This is a genomic window from Comamonas sp. A23, assembly GCF_004522605.1.
Taxonomy (GTDB): domain Bacteria; phylum Pseudomonadota; class Gammaproteobacteria; order Burkholderiales; family Burkholderiaceae_C; genus Comamonas; species Comamonas thiooxydans.
The window spans coordinates 414,206-439,099 of sequence record NZ_RSDT01000002.1; the positions used below are offsets into that span (position 1 = coordinate 414,206).

At 59.7% G+C, this 24,894-nt stretch carries 16 protein-coding genes and 1 tRNA gene; 9 read left to right on the forward strand and 8 right to left on the reverse strand.

The window, feature by feature from the left end; translation table 11 throughout:
• Positions 1–58: 58 nt before the first annotated feature.
• Both EIC84_RS06345 and EIC84_RS06350 read right to left on the reverse strand, forming a co-directional pair.
• Positions 59–1,777: a methyl-accepting chemotaxis protein gene (locus tag EIC84_RS06345; protein WP_003066100.1), complete on the reverse strand. Its 1,719-nt coding sequence runs from the start codon at positions 1,775–1,777 to the stop codon at positions 59–61.
• 312 nt (positions 1,778–2,089) lie between these two features.
• Positions 2,090–3,835 (reverse strand): methyl-accepting chemotaxis protein, encoded by a 1,746-nt coding sequence (locus EIC84_RS06350; RefSeq protein WP_003066098.1) that lies wholly within the window; start codon positions 3,833–3,835, stop codon positions 2,090–2,092.
• 189 nt (positions 3,836–4,024) lie between these two features.
• On the opposite strand from EIC84_RS06350, the gene EIC84_RS06355 reads away from it, so the two are divergent.
• The 3 genes from EIC84_RS06355 to EIC84_RS06365 are packed head-to-tail and all read left to right on the forward strand — an operon-like array spanning position 4,025 to position 5,885.
• Positions 4,025–4,888 carry a 3',5'-nucleoside bisphosphate phosphatase gene (locus EIC84_RS06355; protein ID WP_034362187.1) on the forward strand — a complete coding sequence of 288 codons (864 nt, stop codon included), beginning with the start codon at positions 4,025–4,027 and terminating at the stop codon, positions 4,886–4,888.
• A gap of 18 nt (positions 4,889–4,906) precedes the next feature.
• Positions 4,907–5,551 carry an L-threonylcarbamoyladenylate synthase gene (locus EIC84_RS06360; RefSeq protein ID WP_003066094.1) on the forward strand — a complete coding sequence of 215 codons (645 nt, stop codon included), beginning with the start codon at positions 4,907–4,909 and terminating at the stop codon, positions 5,549–5,551.
• Positions 5,552–5,561: 10 nt separating this feature from the next.
• Positions 5,562–5,885 (forward strand): hypothetical protein, encoded by a 324-nt coding sequence (locus tag EIC84_RS06365; protein WP_003066092.1) that lies wholly within the window; start codon positions 5,562–5,564, stop codon positions 5,883–5,885.
• 1 nt (position 5,886) lies between these two features.
• Here the strand turns inward: EIC84_RS06365 and EIC84_RS06370 are convergent, their stop codons facing one another.
• Entirely contained in the window at positions 5,887–7,143 is a 1,257-nt protein-coding gene (locus EIC84_RS06370; RefSeq protein WP_003066090.1) for a methyl-accepting chemotaxis protein, read from the reverse strand.
• A 226-nt stretch (positions 7,144–7,369) separates the two neighbouring features.
• Between EIC84_RS06370 and EIC84_RS06375 the strand changes: the two genes are divergently transcribed.
• The 5 genes from EIC84_RS06375 to EIC84_RS06395 all read left to right on the forward strand — a co-directional run bounded on the left by EIC84_RS06375 (position 7,370) and on the right by EIC84_RS06395 (position 14,414).
• Positions 7,370–8,038, forward strand: coding sequence for a site-2 protease family protein (locus EIC84_RS06375; protein WP_003066089.1), 669 nt, complete (start codon positions 7,370–7,372; stop codon positions 8,036–8,038).
• Positions 8,039–8,080: 42 nt separating this feature from the next.
• Positions 8,081–9,382: a tryptophan--tRNA ligase gene (locus EIC84_RS06380; RefSeq protein ID WP_003066087.1), complete on the forward strand. Its 1,302-nt coding sequence runs from the start codon at positions 8,081–8,083 to the stop codon at positions 9,380–9,382.
• Between the two features lie 79 nt (positions 9,383–9,461).
• Complete coding sequence (locus EIC84_RS06385) at positions 9,462–10,172, forward strand: response regulator transcription factor (RefSeq protein ID WP_003066085.1); 711 nt, start codon at positions 9,462–9,464, stop codon at positions 10,170–10,172.
• Positions 10,173–10,245: 73 nt separating this feature from the next.
• Positions 10,246–11,952, forward strand: a complete 1,707-nt coding sequence (locus tag EIC84_RS06390; RefSeq protein WP_003066083.1) for a FecR domain-containing protein — start codon at positions 10,246–10,248, stop codon at positions 11,950–11,952.
• Positions 11,953–12,068: 116 nt separating this feature from the next.
• Positions 12,069–14,414 carry a CHASE2 domain-containing protein gene (locus tag EIC84_RS06395; RefSeq protein ID WP_003066081.1) on the forward strand — a complete coding sequence of 782 codons (2,346 nt, stop codon included), beginning with the start codon at positions 12,069–12,071 and terminating at the stop codon, positions 14,412–14,414.
• A gap of 53 nt (positions 14,415–14,467) precedes the next feature.
• On the opposite strand, the gene EIC84_RS06400 is transcribed toward EIC84_RS06395, so the two are convergent.
• Positions 14,468–14,544: transfer RNA gene (locus tag EIC84_RS06400), tRNA-Arg, on the reverse strand.
• 407 nt (positions 14,545–14,951) lie between these two features.
• Between EIC84_RS06400 and EIC84_RS06405 the strand changes: the two genes are divergently transcribed.
• On the forward strand, positions 14,952–16,214 hold the full coding sequence (locus EIC84_RS06405; RefSeq protein ID WP_003066079.1) for a phage/plasmid primase, P4 family: 1,263 nt from the start codon (positions 14,952–14,954) through the stop codon (positions 16,212–16,214).
• A gap of 374 nt (positions 16,215–16,588) precedes the next feature.
• Here the strand turns inward: EIC84_RS06405 and EIC84_RS06410 are convergent, their stop codons facing one another.
• The 4 genes from EIC84_RS06410 to EIC84_RS06425 all read right to left on the reverse strand — a co-directional run bounded on the left by EIC84_RS06410 (position 16,589) and on the right by EIC84_RS06425 (position 24,723).
• A complete protein-coding gene (locus EIC84_RS06410; protein ID WP_034362185.1) occupies positions 16,589–19,744 on the reverse strand; it encodes a type I restriction endonuclease subunit R in 3,156 nt (1,051 codons plus the stop codon).
• Between the two features lie 19 nt (positions 19,745–19,763).
• Positions 19,764–21,191: a Fic family protein gene (locus tag EIC84_RS06415; RefSeq protein WP_160162812.1), complete on the reverse strand. Its 1,428-nt coding sequence runs from the start codon at positions 21,189–21,191 to the stop codon at positions 19,764–19,766.
• Positions 21,192–21,598: 407 nt separating this feature from the next.
• Positions 21,599–22,981: a restriction endonuclease subunit S gene (locus EIC84_RS06420; RefSeq protein ID WP_003066071.1), complete on the reverse strand. Its 1,383-nt coding sequence runs from the start codon at positions 22,979–22,981 to the stop codon at positions 21,599–21,601.
• On the reverse strand, positions 22,978–24,723 hold the full coding sequence (locus EIC84_RS06425; RefSeq protein WP_003066069.1) for a class I SAM-dependent DNA methyltransferase: 1,746 nt from the start codon (positions 24,721–24,723) through the stop codon (positions 22,978–22,980). Before EIC84_RS06425 ends, EIC84_RS06420 begins: the two co-directional genes overlap by 4 nt.
• Positions 24,724–24,894: the final 171 nt, after the last annotated feature.

Genomic DNA, 24,894 nt, shown 5'->3' on the forward strand with positions numbered 1-24,894 from the left:
GCCTGGACCGCCGCCACCGCGAACGTGGCGGCTGCCCATTTCACGCTGTGCCCGACACTTAGAACTGCTCCCAGCTATCGTCCTCCGCAGTGCTTGCAAGGGACTGCTCCTTGGACCTGGACGCTACCGGCCTGGGAACTGCAACGGCAGGCTGAGCGGTCGGGTTGAGCGCCTTGATCGTCGCTAGCGGCTTGGGGAGCACTGCGGACACGGTCGTGAAAGCCTCGGCATTGCGTCCCAGCTTGAAGACTGAGACCACCTCCGCCAGGCGACGCGCCTGCTCCTGCATGGACAGCGCCGCCGCGCTGGATTCCTCCACCAGAGCCGCGTTCTGCTGCGTCATCTGGTCCAGATTGCTCACCGCCTGGTTGACCTGGTTGATGCCGTCGCGCTGCTCGGTGGACGAGGCCGTGATCTCGCCGATCAGATCGCTGACGCGGCGCACGCTGGCCACGATCTCGCTCATGCTCTGGCCCGCCAGCTCCACCTGCTGCGAGCCCGACTGCACATTGTCCACGCTGGTGGTGATGAGCTGCTTGATCTCCTTGGCCGCCTCGGCGCTGCGCTGCGCCAGGCTGCGCACCTCGCCCGCCACCACGGCAAAACCACGGCCCTGCTCGCCGGCGCGTGCCGCCTCGACGGCTGCATTCAGGGCCAGGATATTGGTCTGGAAGGCAATGGAGTCGATCACGCCGATGATGTCGGCAATCTTGCGGCTGCTGTCGGTGATCTGGCCCATGCTTTGCACCACCTGCTGCACCACGCGACCGCCTTGCTCGGCCGCCTGAGCGGCTGTCGATGCCAGCTGATTGGCCTGACGCGCAGTGTCGGCAGACTGGGTGACAGTAGCCGTCAGCTCTTCCATGCTGGCCGCGGTTTCTTCGAGATTGGCCGCCGTCTGCTCGGTGCGGGCCGACAGGTCCTGGTTGCCCGTGGCAATCTGGCCCGAAGCCGAAGAGACGGATTCCACGCCCGAGCGCACCTGGCCGACGACGGAGCGCAGGCGCTCGGCCATGGCGTTCAGGGACTGGTGCAGATGCCCCAGTTCGTCTTCGCTGCCATGCCCGCTTCTGAAACTCAGATCGCCCTCGGCGATCGCATCTGCCAGCTCCACGGCCTTGACAAGAGGCCGGGTGATGGAGCGCATGATGAGCAGGCCAGTCACCAATCCCAAAAACATGATGACGCCGCAAGCGACGGCTATCACCACATAGGCTTTGGAGCGGCTGGACTCACCCAGCTCCAGCGCCTGAACCCGGTAGCGGTCCTGCAGTTGCACATAGGCATCCAGGGCCGCGTAGTACTTTTGCGCCATGGGATTGAGCCGCTCTTCGATCAGCTTTTGCGAACGCTCGAAATCCTTGGATTGACGAGCCTGATCCACCTCCTTGTTCACCGCAAACAAGGCATCTCTATGCGTGTTCACATCGGCCATCAGGCCCTTGGCCTCTTGGGTATGAACCTGTGCCAGCACCTTGTCGCGCAACTCGTTGATGCTGGCGATCAGGCCGGCCATGGCCTTGTACTGGTGCTCGACCAGATTCTCTTCCGTGGACATGGCAGCTGCCGTGAAGCGATCCATGCTCATCTGGGTCAGGATGCGCCACTCCTTGGCCTGCGCAGCAGCCGTCTGCGCCTCCACCACCGCCGTAAGAACGCCCTCGTTGACACGTTTGGAATAAGCCAGGCTGCCTGCCACCAGCAACAACATCCCCGCCAAAAGACCGATCACCAATGCCCACAGCTTCCGGGCCACGGTGAATTGAAACAACTTCATGAACCAACCAATCCAGACAAAAGAACCCACACACACAGGCACGTCCGCATCGTGAACTACGGGCTGGCTTGTGCATGACTCTGGCGGTCAATTCCTGGCCCCTGACGTCCTCCCTCCACCTCTTCGGGATGCTCTCCCGAGAGCTGCATCAATATATTAATAATTGTTACAACTGCTTTGCGCATTGCGCACAACTGATGTTCTCAGTACTTTCCCGCTTTTCGGCAAGGCTGGAGTTGACAATCCAGAATGAAAAAGCCCGCAGCCTCCTGTCAGAAGCGGCGGGCCTGCAAGCGGGTGTCAGCCTGCGGTTTAGAAAGTTTCCCAGTCCCCATCGTCGGAGTCCGCGGCTGGCTTGGCCTTGCTGGCACTCAGTGCCGTAGGTGCCGGGCCAGCAGGCGCTTTCTTGATCGCGGGTCTGGCTGCAGCAGCAGTCTGCTTCACCGGCGCCATGGCCGGCATGGCGCGGCTGGCCGAGCGCAGGGGTGCTGCAACCTTGGCATAGCCGGTTTCATGGCCCAGCTTGAAGACTGAGACCACTTCGGCCAGGCGACGCGCCTGCTCCTGCATGGACAGCGCCGCCGCACTGGATTCCTCCACCAGCGCCGCGTTCTGCTGCGTCATCTGGTCCAGATTGCTCACCGCCTGGTTGACCTGGTTGATGCCGTCGCGCTGCTCGGTGGACGAGGCCGTGATCTCGCCGATCAGGTCGCTGACACGGCGCACACTGGCCACGATCTCACTCATGCTCTGGCCCGCCAGCTCCACCTGCTGCGAGCCCGATTGCACATTGTCCACGCTGGTGGTGATGAGCTGCTTGATCTCCTTGGCCGCCTCGGCGCTGCGCTGCGCCAGGCTGCGCACCTCGCCCGCCACCACGGCAAAGCCACGGCCCTGCTCACCGGCGCGTGCCGCCTCGACGGCCGCATTCAGGGCCAGGATATTGGTCTGGAAGGCAATGGAGTCGATCACGCCGATGATGTCGGCAATCTTGCGGCTGCTATCGGTGATCTGGCCCATGCTCTGCACCACTTGCTGCACCACGCGACCTCCTTGCTCGGCCGCCTGGGCGGCTGTCGATGCCAGCTGATTGGCCTGACGCGCAGTGTCGGCAGACTGGGTGACGGTGGCCGTCAGCTCTTCCATGCTGGCCGCGGTTTCCTCGAGATTGGCCGCCGTCTGCTCGGTGCGGGCCGACAGGTCCTGGTTGCCCGTGGCAATCTGGCCCGAAGCCGAAGAGACGGATTCCACGCCCGAGCGCACCTGGCCAACGACGGAGCGCAGGCGCTCGGCCATGGCGTTCAGGGACTTGAGCAGACGGCCCAGTTCGTCATGACGGTCATTGCGTACCGTTGCCGTCAAGTCGCCGGCAGCGATGGAGTCAGCCAGAGTTACCGCCTCATTCAACGGAGCGATGATCGAGCGCAGGATCAGAGCCGCCATCGCCAGCCCCAGCAAAACGATCAGGCCGCAGACCAGACCGATAGCCACATAGGCCCGAGACTGGCTTGCTTCGCCATCGGCAACCGCACGTTGGCTGCGTTGCTCCTGCAACTGCACAAACTTGCGCTGCGCATCCACGTAGACCTTGGCGTTGGGACGCAGCTGTTTTTCAACCAGATCGAAGGCCGCCGCAAAATCATTGTCCTTGCGCGCGGCCTGCACGGCTGCATTGCTCTCCAGCGTCGCGCGCCTGCGCTCGGCGACCTCGTCCAGCACCTTGCGCGATTCATCGTCAGTGACCAGTTCGTTGAGCTTTTTCTGCAGCTCGGTGATATGCGCAATCCCGTCACTCATCAGCTTGCGCTGCTGCTCCACCAGGTTTTCCTCGGAGGAAATGGCCGCGACGATGGAGCGATCCACACTTTGCTCGGTCAGATGACGCCACTCACTGGCAATGTTGGCTGCCATTCGGGTACGCGTGGCCTCCTTGGAGATGCTCACGTACACGCGGTCCAGATAGATCAGGCTGCCTGCAGACACCAGCAGCAAGCCCGCCAGCAAGCCAATCACCAAAGCCCACAGCTTTTGTGACACAGAGAACTGATTCAATTTCATTTTTTATCCATCTCAATAGATCAAGCAACACCGTGGCAGCCTTAACGAATTCAGAAACTCACAAGCGCTGTAGCCAATCCTTAATCGGCATACTTGCAGGAGATTTGAGCTTTGTTACAAGCTTCGACCGCAATAGCGCTCGTGCTATAACACAAATCATGATTGCGTACAGCCGCCTACAATCAAGCCGTGCCCAAAACCTATCTGAACGCCGATCTGCACTGCCACTCCGTCGTCTCCGACGGCACTTTGACGCCCGAGCAACTGGCTCTGCGTGCCGCCGAGCGAGGGGTGGAGCTCTGGGCGCTGACCGATCACGACGAGGTCGGCGGCCAGCACCGGGCAGCAGCCGCAGCCAGGTCAGCAGGGCTGGACTACCTGACAGGCACTGAAATTTCCGTCAGCTTCTCGGGCAGCGGCGTACATATCGTGGGCCTGGGCTTTGACGCCGATAACGCAGCTCTGACCCAAGGCCTGTACGACACTCGCAACGGTCGCGGCCCACGCGCCCGCAAAATGGCCAGGCAGCTGGAACTGGCCGGCATTCCCGGCGCCTATGAAGGAGCACTGCGCCATGCAGGCAACCCCGAGCTGATCTCGCGCACCCACTTCGCGCGCTTTCTCGTGGAGAGCGGAGTCTGCAGCGACACCTATGAGGTCTTCAAACGCTATCTGACCGAAGGCAAGCCCGGTTATGTCGCCCATGTCTGGGCGAATCTGGAGGACGCCGTGCGCTGGATCGTGGATGCCGGCGGCGTGGCCGTGATTGCCCACCCGGCACGTTACGACTTGAGCCATAACGAGGAATATGCGCTGTTTTCCAAGTTCAAGGAACTCGGCGGCCAGGGCGTGGAGGTCGTGACCGGCAGCCACCGTCCGCACGAATATGCGATCTATGCCGATCTGGCCCTGGAATTCGGCCTGGCCGCATCGCGCGGCAGCGACTTTCACAGCCCCGATGAATCGCAGATAGACCTGGGGCAACTGCCCTATCTGCCCAGCCAGCTCACTCCCGTCTGGGAGCTGCTGCAGGACCGCATACAGCGTGCATAAATCACAGAGAGAGATTGCATGACCACCGTTTTTGAAGTCTATCCAGAGAACCCGCAGCCTCGCATCATCAAGCAGGCTGCGGACATGCTGCGCAAGGGTGCCATTCTTGCCGTACCCACTGACTCCAGCTATGCCCTGGTCTGCCACCTGGACGACAAGAACGCCGTGGACCGCATGCGCCGCATCCGGCAGATCAACGACAAGCACCACCTCACGCTGCTGTGCCGCGACCTGTCCGAGTTGGCCAACTATGCCCGCGTGGACAACCGCCAGTACCGCTTGCTCAAGCTGGCAACGCCAGGCCCCTACACCTTTATTCTTGAAGCCAGCAAGGAAGTGCCCAAGCGCCTGAGCCACCCTTCGCGCAAGACCATCGGCCTGCGCGTGCCGGATCGCAAAGGTCTGCAACTGCTGCTGGAAGAACTGGGCGAGCCCTTGCTGGCCACCACCTTGATCGCGCCCGGCGAGACCGAGCCGCTCAATGATGCCGAGTCGATTCTGGAGCGCTTCCCCCATGAGCTGGACGCCGTGGTCGACTCAGGCGCCTGTCCGCAGCAACCCACCACGGTGCTGGACCTCACGCCCATGGCCTTGAACAATCCCCCCGTCGTGGTGCGCCAGGGCATGGGCGGCCTGAAAGACATAGGCCTTCAGCCCGAATAGGCGCGGCCTCATGCAGGAAAAGCAGCTGCCGCAAGACTTTGTTCAGCGCCACTGGCCCTGGCTCATCGTCTCTTTGTGCGCGTACTCGGTGATGGTGGCGGTGCTGTTCTGGCAGGCGTCTCAGGCATGGCTGATCTATGCCCTGGCCACCCTCTGGACGGCATGGACGATTCGGGCTTATGCCGGAGGCAAGTCATTCCATGTCTCGCCAGGGCTGTCGGCACAGGCCGATGACTCCATACTGCGCCGCAGAGTCCTGCTGGGAATGGCTATCTGCCTCCATTTCGGCTTTACCGTCGTAGCCATTTACGGCTATCTGCACGAAATTCACTGAATCAAAGTTCTTCATAGGCCAGCTCGCGGGCACGAGCCGGACGCGCCTGCGCGGCCACAGCTCCGCGCGGAGCCGGCATGGCAGAAGGAGCCAGAGCAGGTGACTCATCGTCATCGAGTTTGAAGGCCCCCACCGCCTGCTGCAGATCCTGCGTGCGCGCATTGAGCGCAGCAGCGGCTTGCGTGGCCTGCATGACCAGGGCGGCGTTTTCCTGATTGGTGCTGTCCATGTGAGCCACGGCCGTATTCACATGGGCGATGCCCTCGCTTTGCTGCTGCAGCGCACCGGAGATTTCGCTCAGCAGACCTGTGACCTGACCTACGGACTGCATGATTTCCTTCATGGTGCTGCCGGCCTGGCCCACCAGGCCAGAGCCGCTTTCCACCTGAGTCACGCTGGCCGTGATCAGCTCCTTGATCTGTTTGGCCGCTTCGGCACTGCGCTGCGCCAGCGAGCGCACCTCGCTGGCCACCACGGCAAAGCCACGCCCCTGCTCTCCGGCGCGAGCCGCTTCCACGGCCGCATTGAGTGCCAGGATATTGGTCTGGAAGGCGATACCTTCAATGACCTGAATGATGTCCACAATCTTGCGAGAGCTGCCGCTGATGGCATCCATGGTGTGAACGACCTGGTCCACCACATCACCGCCACGTCCGGCCGTGGCCGATGCAGTGACTGCCAGAGAGCTGGCCGAATGAGCGCGCTCTGCGTTCTGACGCACGGTGACGGTGAGCTGTTCCATGCTGGCTGCGGTTTCTGTCAGCGCGCTGACCTGCTGCTCGGTGCGGCTGGAGAGGTTGATATTGCCCGCATCGATTTCATAGGCCGAAACAGCCAGCGAATCAGTGGACTGCTTGATACGGCCCACCAGCTCGGTCAGCGTGTCTTCCATGGTGCTCAGCGCAGTCAGAAGACGACCGAACTCGCCTTCGGCATTCGAAGAGAACTCCTTGCTCAAATCACCTGCCGCCACGGTCTCGGCAATCAGAATGGCTTCCTGCAAGGGCGCCACGATGCGGCGGCGCAGGCTGATCCAGGACCAAGTGCAGGAAATGCAGACCCAGGCGCCCAGTGCCAGCAGCCACCAGCGCGAACGCTCGACTTCCGCCATCAAGTTCTGCGACTGCTGCGCCGTGAGCGATCCCGCCTTCAACACCTCCAGCACATCAGACATCGCTGACCAGGCAATTCCCATCAAAGCCAGGACAAAAACACTGATGCTGACAAATGCAATCACCAGTCGCTTGCTTACCGTCATATTGATCCCCTTGCCCTGTCCTGCCGAACGCCGTGTTATGTAGTGATTTCGTCAACCCGCACAAAACCTGTTCCGCTGTGCAGGCAGCAACCACGGATTTGCGCGAGTTGCATTTTGCAACATCTGGTTTACCACACAACTATGTGCAACCCGTATTTCTGCAACGGCAAACGGCTTGTCCCGGTACAAGACAGCAGCTTGGCGCGGCGTCTGAGACAATCAGTGCGTGGAACTCACCGAACTCATACAAACCGTACTGATTTACGCACTGCCCGTGCTGTTCGCCATCACCATTCATGAGGCGGCGCACGGCTATGCTGCGCGTCACTTTGGCGACAACACCGCAGCCATGATGGGTCGCATCACGCTCAACCCCATCAAGCATATCGACCCCATCGGCACCATCTTGATGCCGCTGCTGCTGTATTTCGCTACCTCGGGCGCGTTTCTTTTCGGCTATGCCAAGCCCGTGCCCGTGCGCTTTGACCATCTGCGCCACCCCAAGCGCGACATGATCTGGGTAGCGCTGGCCGGCCCTGCCTCCAATTTCGTGCAGGCCGTGTTCTGGGGCCTGCTGCTGATCGTCTTGGTAGGCACAGGTCTGCACGAGCGCTTTTTCCTAGAGATGTGCCGCGCCGGCATTCTGGTCAACCTGGTGATGTGGGCTTTCAATCTCTTTCCGCTGCCGCCTCTGGACGGCGGCCGCATTCTGGTCGGTCTGCTGCCCTGGAAACAGGCGCAACTGGTGGCGCGTGTCGAGCCCTATGGCTTTTTCATCGTCATGGCACTGGTGATTGCCGGCGTGGTCGGCAGTTACTGGCTGCGCCCGTTGATGAGCCTGGGCTACTCGGCCATCGATCTGATCCTCTACCCCTTCATGGCCTTGCTGCGCTGAGCCCAGCGCCTGGTCTGCTACTGATATCTGTTGTTGATCCCTATGAGCACCACCCGTTTTCTGACCGGCATCACCCCCAGCGGTACCCCACACCTGGGCAACTACGCAGGCATGATGCGCCCCGCCATCGAAGCCAGTCGCGACAAGAATGTGGAGAACTTCTACTTTCTGGCCGACTACCACGCGCTCATCAAGTGCCAGGACCCCGAGCGCGTTCAGCGCTCGACCATCGAAATCGCCGCCAGTTGGCTGGCCGCTGGTCTCGACCCCGAGCATGTGACCTTCTACCGCCAGTCGGACATCCCCGAGATTCCGGAGCTGACCTGGTTCCTGACCTGCGTGACCGGCAAGGGCCTGCTCAACCGCGCCCACGCCTACAAGGCAGCGGTGGACAAGAACAATGCATCCGGCAGCGAACCTGACGACGGCGTGACCGCCGGTCTTTTCATGTATCCCGTGCTCATGGGTGCCGACATTCTGATCTTCAACGCCAACAAGGTTCCCGTGGGCCGCGATCAGGTGCAACACCTGGAGATGGCACGCGACATGGCGTCGAGCTTCAACCACATCTACGGCGGCGAGTACTTCACGCTGCCTGAGGCCGTGGTGGAGGAGTCCGTCGCCACCCTGCCCGGCCTTGACGGCCGCAAGATGAGCAAGAGCTACAACAATACGATTCCGCTGTTTGCGCCACGTGAACAACTCAGGAAGCTCATCAACAGCATCACCACCGACTCGCGCGCCCCCGGCGAGGCCAAGGAAGTCGAAGGCTCGGCCCTGTTCCAGATCTATCAAGGCTTTGCCAGCGAAGAGGAAAGTGCCGCCCTGCGCCAGCAATATGCCGAAGGCATTGCCTGGGGCGATGCCAAGCAGATCCTGTTCGAGCGCATCGACCGTGAAATCGCCCCCATGCGCGAGCGTTATGAATACCTGATTGCCCACCCGGCAGAGCTGGAAGAGATTCTTCAGGCCGGTGCCATCAAGGCACGCAAGCTGGCGACTCCTTTGCTGCAGCAACTGCGCGGCGCCGTGGGCATCCGCAACCTGGCGCAAGCCAGCAAGGCCAAGACCAAGGCTGCCAAGACTGCACTGCCCCAGTTCAAGCAGTATCGCGAATCCGATGGCCAGTTCTACTTCAAGCTGGTGGCCGCCGACGGTCAGCTGCTGCTGCAAAGCCTGGGCTTTACCGCCCCCAAGGAAGCGGGGCAGAACATCGCCCGGTTGCAGCGCGAAGGCGCGATGGCTCTGGCCGCCATCAAGCCGTGCCTGCAGACACTGGATGGTGTCAGCGATGACCTAGTGATCCAGGCTCTGGAACAACTGCGTGAGGCGGCCGAGCAATAGCTCCTCGCTGCCCGATGGACGCTGCCTCCGCATTCAAAGGACAGCGTGGATGTAATCCTTCGCACTAAAGGAACTACCGATGCGTATTGCTGCTCTGGATGACGATCCGCTACAACTGGAACTGTTGCAACAAGTCGCGACGGAAGCCGGGCATAGCTGTCACTCTTACCTCAAGGGGGCCGCCCTGCAGCAAGCCCTGCGCCGCGAAAGCTTCGATTTGCTGCTGATTGACTGGGAGCTGCCCGATAGCAGCGGGCCGGATATCGTGCGCTGGGTGCGCGAGCAGATCAGCAAGGAAGTGCCGGTCATCTTCGTGACCCACCGCAGCGAAGAGGCCGACATTGTTGAAGGCCTGGCCAGCGGCGCCGATGACTTCATGATCAAGCCCATCCGCGCGGGCGAGCTGCGTGCTCGCATCGCTGCCCTGCTGCGCCGTGCCTATCCGCTGACGGCACAAAGCGTGCTGGACTTCGGCCCCTACCGCTTTCTCACCACCACCAATGGCATAGAGATGGACGGCCAGCCCGTGGAGGTTACGCACCGTGAATACACTCTGGCATTGACGCTGTTCCAGAACCAAGGCCGTTTGCTCTCGCGCGATCATCTGCGCGAAGTCGTCTGGGGCCACAACGCCGAGGTGCAGTCGCGCTCGCTGGACACCCATGTCTCGCGCCTGCGCAATCTGCTGAACCTGCGCGCTGGTCAGCCCTATGCCATTTCAGCCGTTTATGGCTATGGTTACCGCCTGGATGCCCCCGAAGCTGCGCAGCCCGCAGCCCCAGCTGCCTGAGTTCGGCAGCCCCCATAACCTAGCTTTAAAAATGCCTGATTTACGTCAAAACCTCTTTTCCGCCCACTCCCCGATGCCCATTCTGGGTGCTGGCATGCTGTGGGTGGCGTTTGGAGGAATGACGGCAACAGGTCTGGCCCATGCCCAGATCACTCCCCCCGGCAACGATGCCATTGCCCACCGCGTGGTGACTGGAGATACGCTGGAGATGCTGGCAGAACGCTATCTGGGCGACCACAAGCGCTGGACAGCGCTGCAAAGTCACAACAAGGTGGAAAACCCCCTGCGCCTGCGCCCCGGTTCGGTGCTGGAAATTCCCACACGCCTGTTGCGCGCCGCGATGGCTTCGGTGGTGTTTGTGCAAGGCGATGTGCAAAGCACACGCTCTGCGAGCCATCTCGCAGACTCCGTCAACGCGCCGCCTCAGCCCGTGCAAAAAGGCCAGCTGCTGCAGGAAGGCGATTCGCTCCAGGTTCCGGCCAACGCCTTTGTCTCCGTGCGCCTCGCAGATGGCTCACTGGTGCGCGTGCAGTCCGAATCCGATGTCGAGCTGCGCCAGATGCGCCGCAAAGGCCGAGCCGGCAGTCTGCAGTCCGTCATCGATCTGCGCGAGGGCGCAATTGAAGCAAAAGTGTCCAGGCAAGCCAATGGCGAGCGCCGCTTCGAGGTGCGCACCCCGGCGGCCTCGACCAGCGTGCGCGGCACCCAGTTTCTGGTGATGAGTGATGACGAGGGCCGCACGGCTGCTGCCGTCGACGAAGGCTCGGTCGCCGTGCAGACGGGCCAGCCCTCAGCCTTGCTCAGGCCAGGTCAAGGTCTGTCCGTCTCCGCAAACGGCCAGATCGGCAAGCCCACAGCCATGCTGGGGGCTCCCGATATTGCGGCCTGGCCCGCTCTTGTCGAAGACGCCAACTGGGTCAGCCTGCCCCTGCCAGCCATGGCTGGTGCCGTGCGCTACCAAGTGCTGCTCGCTCAGGACAAGGAGCTGACCCAGATCGTGCGCGGCGGCATGTTCACAAGGTCGCCTGCACGCCTGACGGGTGTCGAAGACGGCAGCTACATTGCGGCCATTCGCGCCATTGACGCCAACGGCATTCCTGGCAAACGCAGCGTGCAAGTGTTGCGCGTCAAAGCCCATCCGGTGCCGCCGCTCTATGAGTCTCCAGCACCTGAAGCCACCATCGGACAGGGCCAGCACGGCCTGCAATGCACCCAGGTGGCGGAAGCCTCGGCCTACCGCATCCAGGTAGCCACAGCCGACGGCAGCTTTGCCCAGCCGCTCATCGACGCCAACGACCTCAAGGACTGTGCCCTGCCTGCCAGTACGCTGGCCAAGCTGCCTGTCGGCGAATATATGTGGCGCGTAGGCAGCATCCGTAAGCTCGGCAACGGCCAGCCGGATGCGGGTCCTTTCGCCGCCTCGCAAAAGATGAAACTGGCCCTGGCACCCAAATCGCCCGAGCTGGAGATCGGCGGCGCGCCCGGCGAAGGCAGCAGCCATATTCACTGGGCAGGTGAAGAGGGTCAACGCTACCGTATCGTGGTGGCCAGCGACGCCGGTTTCACTGCGCCCCTGATCGACACCTGGATAACCCAGCCTCAGTGGAGCACGCAGGATCTGCCTCCTGGCACCTACTATCTGCAGATGCAGGTCGAGGATGCCAACGGCCTGCGCAGCAATCTCTCTGTCGCGCGCCAATTCCAGACCGGCAACTGGGTGACCTCATCCGAGGGGCAGGCGCTGACTTCCGGCGACGGTTCACGCTTGATGCGCCAGTAAAAACCATAGCTGCCAGCGCTTGAATTCCATGAAGCTTCATAGGATTCATATCTTGATCGCTTATATGACAAGCGCTGGAAGCTATTGTTTTATGAGCTTCTCACCGAGTCACCCACATGGTTGAAGCGCCCAACCTGCGTAAAAACCGCTTGCAGGACCTGCGCCTGAGCTGGCTGTTGCTTAGCGCTTTCCTGCTCGGCATGACCTGGTGGTTCAGCGGCCCTGGGCAGCTGGCACGTTTCAACGGCATTATTCAGGACACCTCGGCCTGGCTTCATCAGCGTCCAGCCTCGCCCGAAGTTGTCATCGTGGCCATCGACGATGACAGTATCGACAGCATAGGCCGCTGGCCCTGGCGCCGCGCGCTGCACGCCGCCGTGCTGGAGCGCATCACTCAAGGGCAGCCCCGCGCCATCGGCATGGATGTGGTCTTCAGCGAGGAAGACTGGGACTACCCCGGCGACGATCTGCTGCTGCAACGAGCACTGCAAAAAAGCGGCAACGTAGTGCTGCCCGTCACGCGCGCCGCGCAAAGCGCTGCCACCACCCCTTTACAGAGCCTTGCCAGCGAGGCTGCTGCTCTGGGGCACACCCAGATGCCTGTGGATGCCGACGGTGTGGTGCGACGCTTTTATGCGCAGGAAGGCAAGGCCGGCCAGCTCTGGTGGCATATGGCGCTGAGCCTTCACTGCGTGGGCCAGACCACCCAGCCCTGCCAACCATCTGCCCCACCTCCAGCAGACTCGGTTGCAACCAACTCCTGGCAAAAGCTGCAGCCCCAGTTCATCGCTTTTGCCCGGGCTTCGCGGGACCGCCAGAACAGCCTGGGCTCGCCGTTCACCACCTACTCCTATATCGACATCCTGCGCGGTAATATCCCAGCGGTCGCTTTTCGCGGCAAATACGTGCTGATTGGAGCCACTGCCGCAGGTCTTGGCGAAAAATTCACAGCCCCCATCGGCTTTGATGCGCGCCTGATCTCGAATGTGGAGATGCTGGGCCATGTGCTCAACGGCATCCTTGAGGGCACACATCTGGAGCCAGCCACTGCCACGCTCAACCGCAGCCTCAATCTGCTGCCCGTACTGCTGGGCCTGCTGGCTCTGGCCTGGCTCGGCCCTTCTGGCGGGCTGATTTCCAGCATCCTGCTGGCCTTGCTCAGTCTGTCGATAGCCGGTTTGGCGCCACGTTGGGGTCATGTGCAGACAGCCCCCGCTGCGGCACTGCTGAGCCTGTCGCTTGCCTACCCGCTCTGGAGCTGGCTGCGCCTGCGCGCCGCCACACGCTTTCTGGCGCTGGAGCTGCGCGATCTGCAGGGCCAGGGCCTGCCCGCGCCCTCGCTCAAGAGCGATGCCCTCGATCAGCGGATCGACGCTGTGGAGCAAGCCTCGCGCCAGCTGCGCGCATTGCATCACTTCGTCAGCGAAAGCCTGCGCCAACTGCCCTCGGCCACTTTTGTCTGCGACCGCGAAGGGCTGCTGCTGCTTGCCAACACGGCCGCGCACCGCTATATCGAAAGCCTGGAGCACAAACTCCAGCAAGGTGACGATCTGGTCGCCCTGCTCCACGGCCTGAACAGCGCCAGCAGCGACGGTGGCCGCACTGCCTGCAGCACGCCACTGCTCACGCACAGTGCATTGCAGCAAGCCACTCTGTCACGCCAGAGTGAAGGGCGCGACACCCAGGGCCGCCATCTGATGCTGCTGAGCCAGAGCTTCGAGGCACCGCCCACCTCAGGCTGGCTCATCACCCTGGTCGATATCAGCGACCTGCGCAGTGCACAGGCCCAGCGCGACCAGGCCATGCAGTTCATCTCCCACGATATCCGAGCCCCGATAGGCTCCATCATCACCTTGCTGGAGATGCAGCGCACAGGCAAGCGCATCGAGTCGCAAGATGCACTGTTTGACCGCATTGAGGGCTATGCCCAGTCGTCTCTTCAGCTGGCAGACGATTTTGTGCATCTGGCCAGAGCCCAGCAGCAGCAATACCGCAGCGAAGTCGTGGATCTTGGTCTGCTGGCGGATCAGGCCGTCTCGGATTGCTGGACCCTTGCCCAGCAGCAGAACATGCGACTGGTGTTCGAGCTGCCGGATGCCGAAGCCTGCGTGCATGGCGACCCCGGCCTGCTGCACCGCGCCGTCATCAACCTGCTGAGCAATGCCATCAAATACGGCAAGCCACCGACTGGGGATGGCGGCGCCCAAGTGGAAGTCGCCGTTGTCGAGCAAGACAGCCAATGGGGCATCGCCGTGCGCGATCATGGCTCCGGCATGGACGAGGCATCGCTGGCCAGACTCAGCCAGCCGTTCGAGCGCCTGCAGCAACACCAGCGCATGGATGGCGTGGGCCTGGGCCTGGCCTTCACGCGCACCGTGGCACAGCGTCATGGCGGCAGCCTGCAGATAAGCAGCCAGCTGGGCCAAGGCAGCAGCTTCACCTTGCTGATACCCAAAGCCTGAGCCCAGAAACGAAAAAACCTCAGAACTTTTCAGTTCTGAGGCTTGACGTTTTGTGGTGCGGCTGGCAGGAATCGAACCCACGACCCCTTGGTTCGTAGCCAAGTACTCTATCCAGCTGAGCTACAGCCGCAACAGGGTTGTATTCTAGCAGTGCAAAAACGGCTCTCGGACCAAATCGACAACTTTTTCGCGTTCATGCAAAGAAAAAGCCTGCCATCAGTGAAGACGGCAGGCTTTCATGCAGCTTGGTAGGGCGTGGCGGACTTGAACCGACGACCAAAGGATTATGAGTCTACAAGTTACTTTTTAATTCTAAAAAAAATCATTAAAAAACAAATACTTATCTATTTTAGAAATTGCACATAAGTTGCACACAATGCTTCTATGTGCAATGAATTGCACACGATCTTCTGCCCCACAAACCACCCAAAAACCTAGCTATACATTTTGTAAATTTTGTGTAAAGCAGCGCTTATGCAGCGCACCTCGGCGCTATACCTCTGGCAGTCATCTGGCTGCGTTTTATAGAGAGTAAACATGAGCCGACGACCACCTTTCGAACCCATTGTGTACGCCCAAGAACTGGAGAAATCGGGCAACTACGCAACCTACGAACAACTCTTGTACCGCTGGACGGGTACCCACTGGTCCATGGTCGATGATGAGTCCGGGGTAAAACAAGCAATGCGATGGATTGCTGACGGAAACCATGGCATCGTCAACCCCAGCAACGCAAAAAGCACACATCAAACCGCACTGTTGTGGCTACCATCCCTCAAGGAAACCCACTCTCGCGCAATCATTCCCGTAAAGAACGGCTATCTCCACCTTGATGGAACACCAAGCCTTCTGCCGCACGACAAAAAATTAGGCATTCGACATGTTCTTGACTGCAACTTTGATCCAGCAGCCGCAACCCCTACAGAGTTTTTTAAGCTTCTAGAAAGAATTCTTCCCGATGCCGAAGTCAGGGATCGCGTCCAAGAGTACTGCGGCTACACGCTCCTGCCTGACGCCCGTTTTCAATGCGCCCAACTCTGGGTCGGATCCGGCGCCAACGGGAAAGGGACACTGGCAAACATTTTGCAAGCGCTACACACCAATAAAGCTGCAGCATCTCCTAACAAGCTCGACGGATTCCATGCTGCCACGGTGTTAGGTGCTTCGTTGCTGTACTGCGATGAAGCACCGCCAAATGACTGGTGTGAGCAAACCCTTAAGTCGATGGTCGCCGGTGAATCAGTGGCAATTGACCGTAAATATCTCCCCCCCATCACAGCCCGAGTAACGGGAAAATGGCTGATTCTTGCAAACCATATCCCTGCAATTAAGGATCAGTCCAATGGCTTTTGGCGTCGATTTGGTGTGGTACCTTTTCCAGTCTCCATCCCTGCGGCCGAACGTGATCCACTGCTGGCTGAGCGCATCATCAAGCATGAGCTAAGTGCTGTGCTCAATTGGGCCGTGGAAGGTCTTCAACGCCTATTGCTGCGTGGACGCTTCGACCCCAATATGCCGCGAGCTATGCAAAATGCTATTCAATCAGCGAAAGTGGAGACGAATTCTGTCCACAGCTGGATCAGTGATGCTGCGATCGAACTCATGACGGATCTGAGCACTGCAAAAGCAGAGGTCTATGCCGTGTACTCGGCTTGGTGCAAGCAAAACGGCATGCTTGCGGTGTCAGCTCCAAAGTTTTGGAAACGCTTGCAAGAGTCTCTAGGTGAGATTATCGAGAGCCGATCTTTTACAAGCGAAGGGGCTCGGATACGCACCTGCAATGTGCGGCTGACCAGTTAATGACCAGCATCTAAAAACGAAAAGACCGTCTTTTGGACGGCTTTTTCGCGTGGACCGGATGTGACCGGCATTTTCAGAAACTTTATTCTTCATACATGTCTTTTTTGTTAACTCCATAAAAGTCACAAAAAAGTGAAATCAAAAAATTTCTCCATAAACCCGGTCACCTGGTCATAGCCGAAAAGTCTCAGCAAGCAAAGCCATCTTTGTGACCAATCATTGAGCGAATTCGCACCCAAGCCCGATGCAGCGCATCGTGCGACATAGATCATCACCAAGCCCCAAACAAGGGGCGAGCTTTCCGGTTCGAGAATTGACCGGCACACTCGCCCCCTGGGTGCAGCAGCAGCTACTAGGTGCCATCCAAACAGAAGTTAGCGCATGTCCCTATGCTGATCCCCACCTCTTGCCCTCAAAGCTTCATACAGTTGCGCAGGACCCAAGAGAATGGACTTGAGCCCTGCACGCACGCGCTCACTGTCCAGTGCCTGCTTGCTCATAGTGCTGTAAGCATCGAAGGCATCAATGATCGCGTCGGTCAGCGCGCTGTCCAAGTCTGGCGAGTTATCGAATTGCCCCTTGCTGTTGTTGCTTGCCTGCTGCACGAGGATCTCCGACTCCAGCAACTTGCCTTTGACGTGGTTCACATAGACCAGCCTGTCTTCGTCGCTCAATTCGCCGTCAAACAGATCATTGACCTTAGCCACCAGCTCCGACAGCAGCACCTTTTGCTTATCCTGCACCGCTCCGCCACCTACTTCGGTCATCGGCTCCAGCTTGTGCTGGCCGTCTGCCTGGTGCAGCGCCAGGCTGCGCTGGCCTTGGTCTTTGAGGCGATGGTGCGTCAGCATCACCTTGGACAGGTCCACACCTTCACGCTCACGCCCGAAGTCCAATAAGGGCAACAGACGCTTGAAGAACAGGGCACGCTTTTCAATTGCTGTGTTGCCGTAGTCGAAGACCTGACCCAAGAAGGCATAGACGCGCACAAAGGTACCCAGGTCACGCTTGAACAGCACCAGGGCATCCAGCTCGTCCTTGGCTGCCTGGGTTATCGGGCCATCAACGATGTCACCGCTCTGCGCTTCTTGCAGGGCTAACTGTGCGCCTTTGTAGCGCTTGAGCAGACGGTCCGCCACGGGCTCAATGGCAGCCACCAGCATGGCTTGCGTGGCCTTGGGATTCATCTCCGCCTGTACCACGCGCTCCACCTCGAAGTCGTCGTAGTGGCCCGCTGCATCGAGCTTGGCACGCAGGTCATAAACTAAGTGTGGGTCTGTCACGCCGGACAGTTCAGCAGTTTCGTAATACGTCTTGAACGCAGCCAGGACGTCGTCGGGTTCGTTCACAAAATCCAGGATATAGGTCGTGTTCTTGAGGCCATAGGGGCCGCTGTAAGCGCGATTCAAGCGGCTCAGCGTCTGCACGGCCTGGATGCCGCCCAGGCGCTTGTCCACGTACATGCCGCACAGCAGGGGCTGATCAAAGCCAGTCTGGAATTTGTTGGCCACCAGCAGGATTTGGTACTCATCCGTGGCGAAGGCTTCGCGCATGTCTCGGCCTTTGAGCAACGGGTTGAGTTGCGTGCTGTTTTCCGTCACGGGGTCTGGCAGGCTTTCCGGGTCATTGACCTCGCCAGAGAACGCCACCAGCGCACCCAGCTTGTAGCCTTGCTCTTTGATGTAAGTCTGGATTGCCAATTGCCAGCGCACGGCCTCCTGGCGACTGCCGACCACGACCATAGCTTTCGCATGGCCATCCAGCAGCGGTTGTACGTTCTCGCGGAAGTGCTCAACGACCACGGCCACCTTTTGGCTGATGTTGTACGGGTGCAAGCGCACCCAGCGCATCAGGCCTTTCATGGCCTCGCTACGCTCGACTGCTTTCTCGTCCCACTCCTTGCCTTCGTTCGCCAGTTTGAAGGCCAGCTTGTAGGGCGTGTAGTTCTCCAGCACATCGAGGATGAAGCCCTCCTCAATGGCTTGGCGCATGGAGTACACGTGGAACGGCGCTGGCAGATTGCCCGGACCGGCGGGCAATTCAGGCTGCGGGCGACGGCCGAACAATTCCAGCGTCTTGCCCTTGGGCGTGGCAGTGAAAGCCACATACGTGATACCAGCATCATTGGCCCGCGCGGCCATCTGTGCGGCCAGTAGATCTTCGGTACCGATCTCGCCGCCGTCGGCCAGTTCCTTGAGTTCCTCGGCGCTGAGCAACTGTTTGAGCTTGCTCGCAGCTTCGCCCGTCTGGCTGCTGTGCGCCTCGTCGGCAATCACGGCAAAGCGTTTGCCTTGGGTCGCAGCCAGCTCCTGGACCGCCTTCAGGGCGAACGGGAAAGTCTGGATCGTGCAGACCACAATCTTTTTGCCTCCACCCAGCGCCTCGGCCAGTTCGCCGCTTTTGCTGCCACCCTCACCCTTGATGGTGGCCACCACGCCCTTGGTACGCTCAAAGTCGAAGATAGCCTCTTGCAATTGAGCATCAAGCACATTGCGGTCGCTGACCACCAGCACACTGTCAAACAGCTTGTGGTTGTCGGCGTCGTGCAGATCCGCCAAAAAGTGCGCCGTCCAGGCAATCGAGTTCGTCTTGCCTGAGCCAGCGCTGTGCTGGATCAGGTACTTGTGCCCTGCCCCCTCTTGCAGCACTGCGGCCACCAGTTTGCGCGTAGCATCCAACTGGTGGTAGCGCGGGAAGATAAAGCCCGAGACGTTCTTTTTGCTGTCACGCTGGGTGACCAAGTAGCGGCCCAAAATCTCCAGCCAGCTATCGCGCTGCCAGACCTGCTCCCACAAATACGCTGTGCGGTGACCGTTGGGGTTGGCAGGGTTGCCAGCGCCGCCGTGATCGCCCAGGTTGAATGGCAAAAACCGCGTGCTCGGACCTTGCAAGCGGGTAGTCATCATCACCGTCCGGTTGCTCACCGCAAAGTGCACCAGAGCGCCACGCGGGAAATCGAGCAATGGCTCGGCAAACGGTTTGCCTTTGGGCTTCGGAATACGGTCAAAGCGGTACTGATCGACCGCTGCATTGATGTCTTGCGTGAAATCGGTTTTGAGCTCCGCCGTAGCCACCGGAATGCCGTTCAAGAACAGCACCAAATCGATGATGTCGTCGTGGTTGGTACGGCACTGGCGTACCACGCGCAGGCGGTTGGCAGCGTAGCGGGCCTGCAAGTCCGGGTTCATCGCCAGCGCAGGCTTGAACTGAGCCAGTTTGAGCGGGGTTTTAAGGCCCAGCATGTCCATGCCCACGCGCAGCACTTCCAGCGTGCCGCGCTCGTCCAGCGTTTTGCGCAGGCGGTCCAGCAGCATGGACTCGGCAGCAGCTCCGTGGTTCTTGGTCAGCGCCTCCCAAGCCTGCGGCTGCGTGGCCTGCACCCAGGCCAAAACATCGGCAGGGTGCAGCGCACGCGGCGTGTCGTAGCCGCTGGCATCCCCCGCAGTACCGGGCGCTGCATACAGCCAACCATGGGCTGCCAAGTGTTCACAGATGTCTAACTCAAACTGGATTTCGTTGTGCAACGCCACGCCCACTCCCTCGGTATGTTCAGTCTTGGTCTTCTGTCTCGGACAGCGGCTGGCCAGCCATCCGCCGGGCCACCACGGCTTCTATCTCATCCAGCACATGGGCTTGCACACGTTCGGCAAAGCGCTTGCGCCGGTTGTTGGAGAGTTTGCCGCCGTTTTGGTAGATCGTAACAATCAGTGTTGCCAGGTCGGTGCTGCGCAGGTCATGGCGGTCATTGATATAGCGGGCCACATCGTCAAACAGCCCCAGAAACTCCACCTCCTGGCGCAGGTGAATCTCCAGCGATGCCCGTGCCATCGCCAGCGTGAAAGCCACTCCCTCGGTGACATCCATATAGCGGAACCACACATCTTCACCCGGCTGCCAGGTGTAGCTGTACTGATCGTCACCGGCCCAGAGGACCTGACACAGTTCCCGTGCAGGACGACTGAACGCCGTCAGCGCCTGCCAGTACTGTTCTTCGTGCTTTTTCATGGCCACCGACACCGGCAGCAAAAATCCCGCAGGCAAGCCACCCGACTGACCCAGACAGTGGTGAATCAGAAAGCGCGACAGGCGACCATTGCCATCCATAAACGGATGCAGAAAAACAAAGGCGAACGAGACCAGCCCTGCATGAACGAGCGGATCAAGCCCCTGCGGGCGCCGGTTGGACAGCACCATCAACTGCTCCATCAGCTCCACGCACAGCTCGGGCGGTGGCGGCACATAAGTCACCCCCGCGGCACCCACTGCATTGCCTTGTAAGCGGTTTTGCTCGGCGCGGAACTGGGTGGCCTGATCAAACGGGTTGCTGACAGTGGCGTTCTGCAGCTCCACCAGATAGTCCTCGCTCAAAGGCCGCGGATCGTGCGCCCGCTTGAGCAAGGCGGCAAAGCGGCTCGCTTTATCCTGGGTCGGCGTTTCCCCCTCGATGGCAAACGAGCCCTCCGTCTCGCTCAGATAAGCCCATGACAGAGCCCGCTCCAGCATCTGTGGGCCAATGGATGCGGCGAACGCCTTGGCATCGGCGAGCACATCGTGCTGCAAGCCTTGCAGCACCTCATCGGTCTTGCGCACCACCGGGCAAAAAGCCAGCTCCCCCAGTCCATTGAAATCCACCCGCCAGCGCGCATTGCGCCGTGAAGCGCCCGTCAAATACGCGGCGGGGTCAAACATGGGTACATAGGCAGCCGCCACGGGCTGTGTGTCCGCCGCTGGCAAACTGCGCTGGTGGGCGGCCTCCCACAGCAGGCACAGCTTGCGCACATAGGTACCGTTGGGAGTGCGCAGAAACTCGGCCTCCATCTCCTCCTGGCTGACCTGGCGCAGGGCCGCCGTCAGGTAGTCCAGCCGCACCCCTTCGTGCTTGATGGCAAACAAGGCGTGATCCAGCCAGCGGGTGCCAGGTGCCAGTTTGGCGGGCACCAGCAAAGCCCCCTCGGGCAGCCGTTGCAAGCTTTGCACAGCCCCTAGCCGCGCTTTGTGGACACCTAGAAAGTCCGGGGCTTGGAGCGCTTCCTGAATCCAGGCGTAGCCAATTGCAGTGCTCATATCAGTGGGGGGTTAAGGGCGAGAAAAAACTTCAGACACCGGGCATTTTCCTCAAAAAAGAGGATGTGCTTGATTTTTTCTTCAGTCCCCGGTGGTGCTTGCGGTGAAACAAGCACCCACAACGAGAAAAATCTTGTGCACGCCCAGATTTTTCTCAGTTTGGCGCCATCCGGCGAACTTTCTTTCAGCAGCCGTGCAGAGGCCGCCGCCCGCCAACACCCACACAGGCTGTTTCCACAGCGACCATCCTGCGCCTTGCATATTGCTTTTCAGGCTGGAGTGAGCCAGGCGATAGTGAGCAAATATGCATCAAATCAGCCTCAAACGCTTTCTGCACCTACGCTAGCAGCTATGAAATTCGATGTTTCACCCGCTTGCGCCCAGCCTCGCACATCAATCTGGCCGGTGACGGCAGCGGAGATCAGGGCGGTGCGGCGTTCTTGCAGGAGGGCGATAGCGGTGCGGGCTTCGGTCATTAATGAATCAAAGCTCTCGGCTTGCGCTAATAAGTGGTTTGCGATCTTTATCTGCTCATCCGGCGGGGGAAATGCGAGCACAAGAGACCGAATCTCCTCGACATTGATTCTTTTAAAGGTCGATCCAACCATGCAGAGGGAGAGTTGGAGCATGACTACTGATGAACGTATAGCAAGCTGGAGGAAGTCTGGCGAAGTCGCTTCCGTGATCCTGCGCAGCAGCACCACGTCTTGCCCCATGGCAAATGGCTGGTGATCCTGATGGACTTGGGCAACTTCGCCGACTGTTGCATTTCTTGAAAAGATCAAGTCACCGGGGCGTGGATCGCGACCACCTTCAATAAGCAACTGATAAAAGTGCTCAGTCGTTCGCTTCGCCTCTCCAAGCTCAACCCAACGACTTTGGACTTCGCGAATACTTGCCAATGGAATGCCGTCCTCGACGAACTCTGCTGTCACGTGTTTGCAGTCTGTCGCCGTCCAGTGCCTTTTGAGTGCCGTGACCTCCCAATGCACCGGCACCTCCCTCAGCCACTCCACGCCCGAGTCCTTCATGGGCGCGTTCGGGTTCAGCCCCTTGGTTACGGCGTGGGAGATGACGGCCTGGCGCTTTTCCTGCAACAGGGCGATCAGCTTTTCCTGCTCGGCCACCAACGCGTCAATCTTGGCGGTTTCGTGGTCGAGAAACCTAACAATGGCGGTTTGTTCGGGTGGCAGCGGAAAAGGGACTGGAACGGCTGCAACCTTCTCCGCCGTAAAGTGTGCGATCGTGGACTTATTGCAGAGCACATCAACGTACCCTTTGTCCTTGATTGTAGACATCCAGTAGTAGAGAAACCGGGTAGAGCCGCCATGAGTTGCCCGCACACGATTCACCGAATTTTGGAACGAGCAGTTGGCAATCTCGTCTGCCCATAAGCATGACCTGCCTACGTCACCACCCTCACTTACCAGAAGATCCCCAAGCTGAAGTGCCAGTTGCACCCGGTCACGCGGTGATAGCCACATCTGCTTGATGTCTGAAGCATCAATTCCCGTCCATTGAATGTTTGCTGCGCGCAAGTACGGCAACAGCTCGTCTTCGGGACCACTTGAATCTGATTGCAACATCTTTCCAAGCGTGACCGAGAAACCCCGCTTCAATGGTGCAACGATCCAATGCGCCGGCACCTCCCCCAGCCACTCCACCCCACTGTCCTTGTACGCCGGGTATCTTGGAAAACTCATGCCGACAGCCCCTTGATCATGTCCAGAATCCGGTCTGTGGTCTGTTTCAGCTCGGAATCAATCTCGGCCAGCGGGCGCGGTGGCTTGAACACGTAGAAGTGCCGGTTGAACGGGATTTCGTAGCCCACCTTGGTTTTATCCGGGTCAATCCAGGCATCGGGGGCGTGCGGCAGCACCTCGCGCTGGAAGTAGGCCATGATGTCTTCGGTATAGGGCACGTTTTCGGTGTCGCGCAAGCTGCTATCAGGTTGTGGCTTACCCTTCTGCTTGCCTTTGAGGCCCAGCACGATAACGCCCGCCTCGTCGCGCAGCGGGCGCTCGACAGTGATGCTGTGGTAACCAAAATCTTCGTTGTCAAAGATGCGGCTCAGGGGTTTTCCGTCTGCGTCTTTGGCTTCCACAAATTCCCCAAACAGACGGGTGATGTGCTCAATGTGCGCGTCGCTCAGTTCCTTGCGCTTGGACCCCAGGCTTTTGCGCATCTTCTGCCACATACCGCTGGCGTCGATGAGTTGCACCTTGCCCTTGCGAGCTTCGGGCTTACGGTTGCTGATGATCCAGACGTAGGTAGCAATCCCGGTGTTGTAGAACATGTCCGTGGGCAAGCCCACGATGGCTTCGAGCAGGTCGTTTTCCAGCACATAGCGGCGGATTTCCGATTCACCCGAACCCGCTCCGCCGGTGAACAGCGGCGAGCCATTCAGCACGATTCCAAAGCGACTGCCACCTTCTTGCGCGGGCCGCATCTTGCTGATGAGGTGCAGCAGGAACAGCATGGAACCATCAGATACACGCAGCAGACCGGGTCCGAAGCGGCCGTTGTAGCCCTGTTGCTCGTGCTCCTTGCGGACTTCCTTCTCGACCTTTTTCCACTCCACGCCAAACGGGGGATTGGAAAGCATGTAGTCGAAGTGCTTGGCCGTATGACCATCATCACTGAGCGTGTTGCCGAAGGCGATGCTGGCCACGTCCTGGCCTTTGATGAGCATGTCAGCTTTGCAGATGGCATAGGACTCGGGGTTGAGCTCCTGGCCAAACACCGTCAGACGCGCGTGGGGGTTGTGCTCGGTCAGATATTCACCTGCGACGCTGAGCATGCCGCCCGTGCCCGCTGTGGGGTCGTAAATGGTGCGCACCACGCCAGGCTTGCTGAGGATGGCGTCGTCCTCGATGAAGATCAGGTTGACCATCAGCCGGATAACCTCGCGCGGGGTGAAGTGCTCCCCGGCGGTTTCGTTGCTGATTTCAGAGAACTTGCGGATCAGCTCCTCAAACACCAGGCCCATTTGCATATTGCTGACACGGTTCGGGTGCAGGTCGATCTGGGCAAATTTTTCGGTGACTTGGTAGAGCAGGCCGGCCTTGGCCAGACGCTCCACCTGCACGTGGAATTCAAAGCGCTCGAACACATCACGCACGGCGGGCGAAAACGCCTGCACGTAGCTGTAAAGGTTCTGCGCAATGTGGTCCGTATCACCCAGCAGGGTTTTGAGGTCCAGCGCCGAGGTGTTGTAGAAGCTTTGCCCGGACTTGCGCAGCAGGAAAGGCTCAGGGTTGACACCCTGCTTTTGCTTGACGGCCAGCTCGGCCAGTACTGCGGACTTGGTATCCGTCAGCACGCAATCCAGACGGCGCAACACGGTGAACGGCAGGATGACTTTGCCGTAGTCGGACTGCTTGTAGTCGCCGCGCAGCAAATCAGCGACGGACCAGATGAAAGCGGAGAGGGATTGTTGATTCATAAATCTCGAAGCAAAAAAGGCCTGCATATATCGTTGTTCTAAGACGCAGGCGTTGCGCGTAGTGTGCAACAGATCATTGCCCTCCACGGCAGTCGTTGCTCCTTCGTCAGGCTAAAGCAGCCATCAAAAAAAGCGTTCTCCCCCGCAAGGTAGAACGCCTCCTAACTGTTG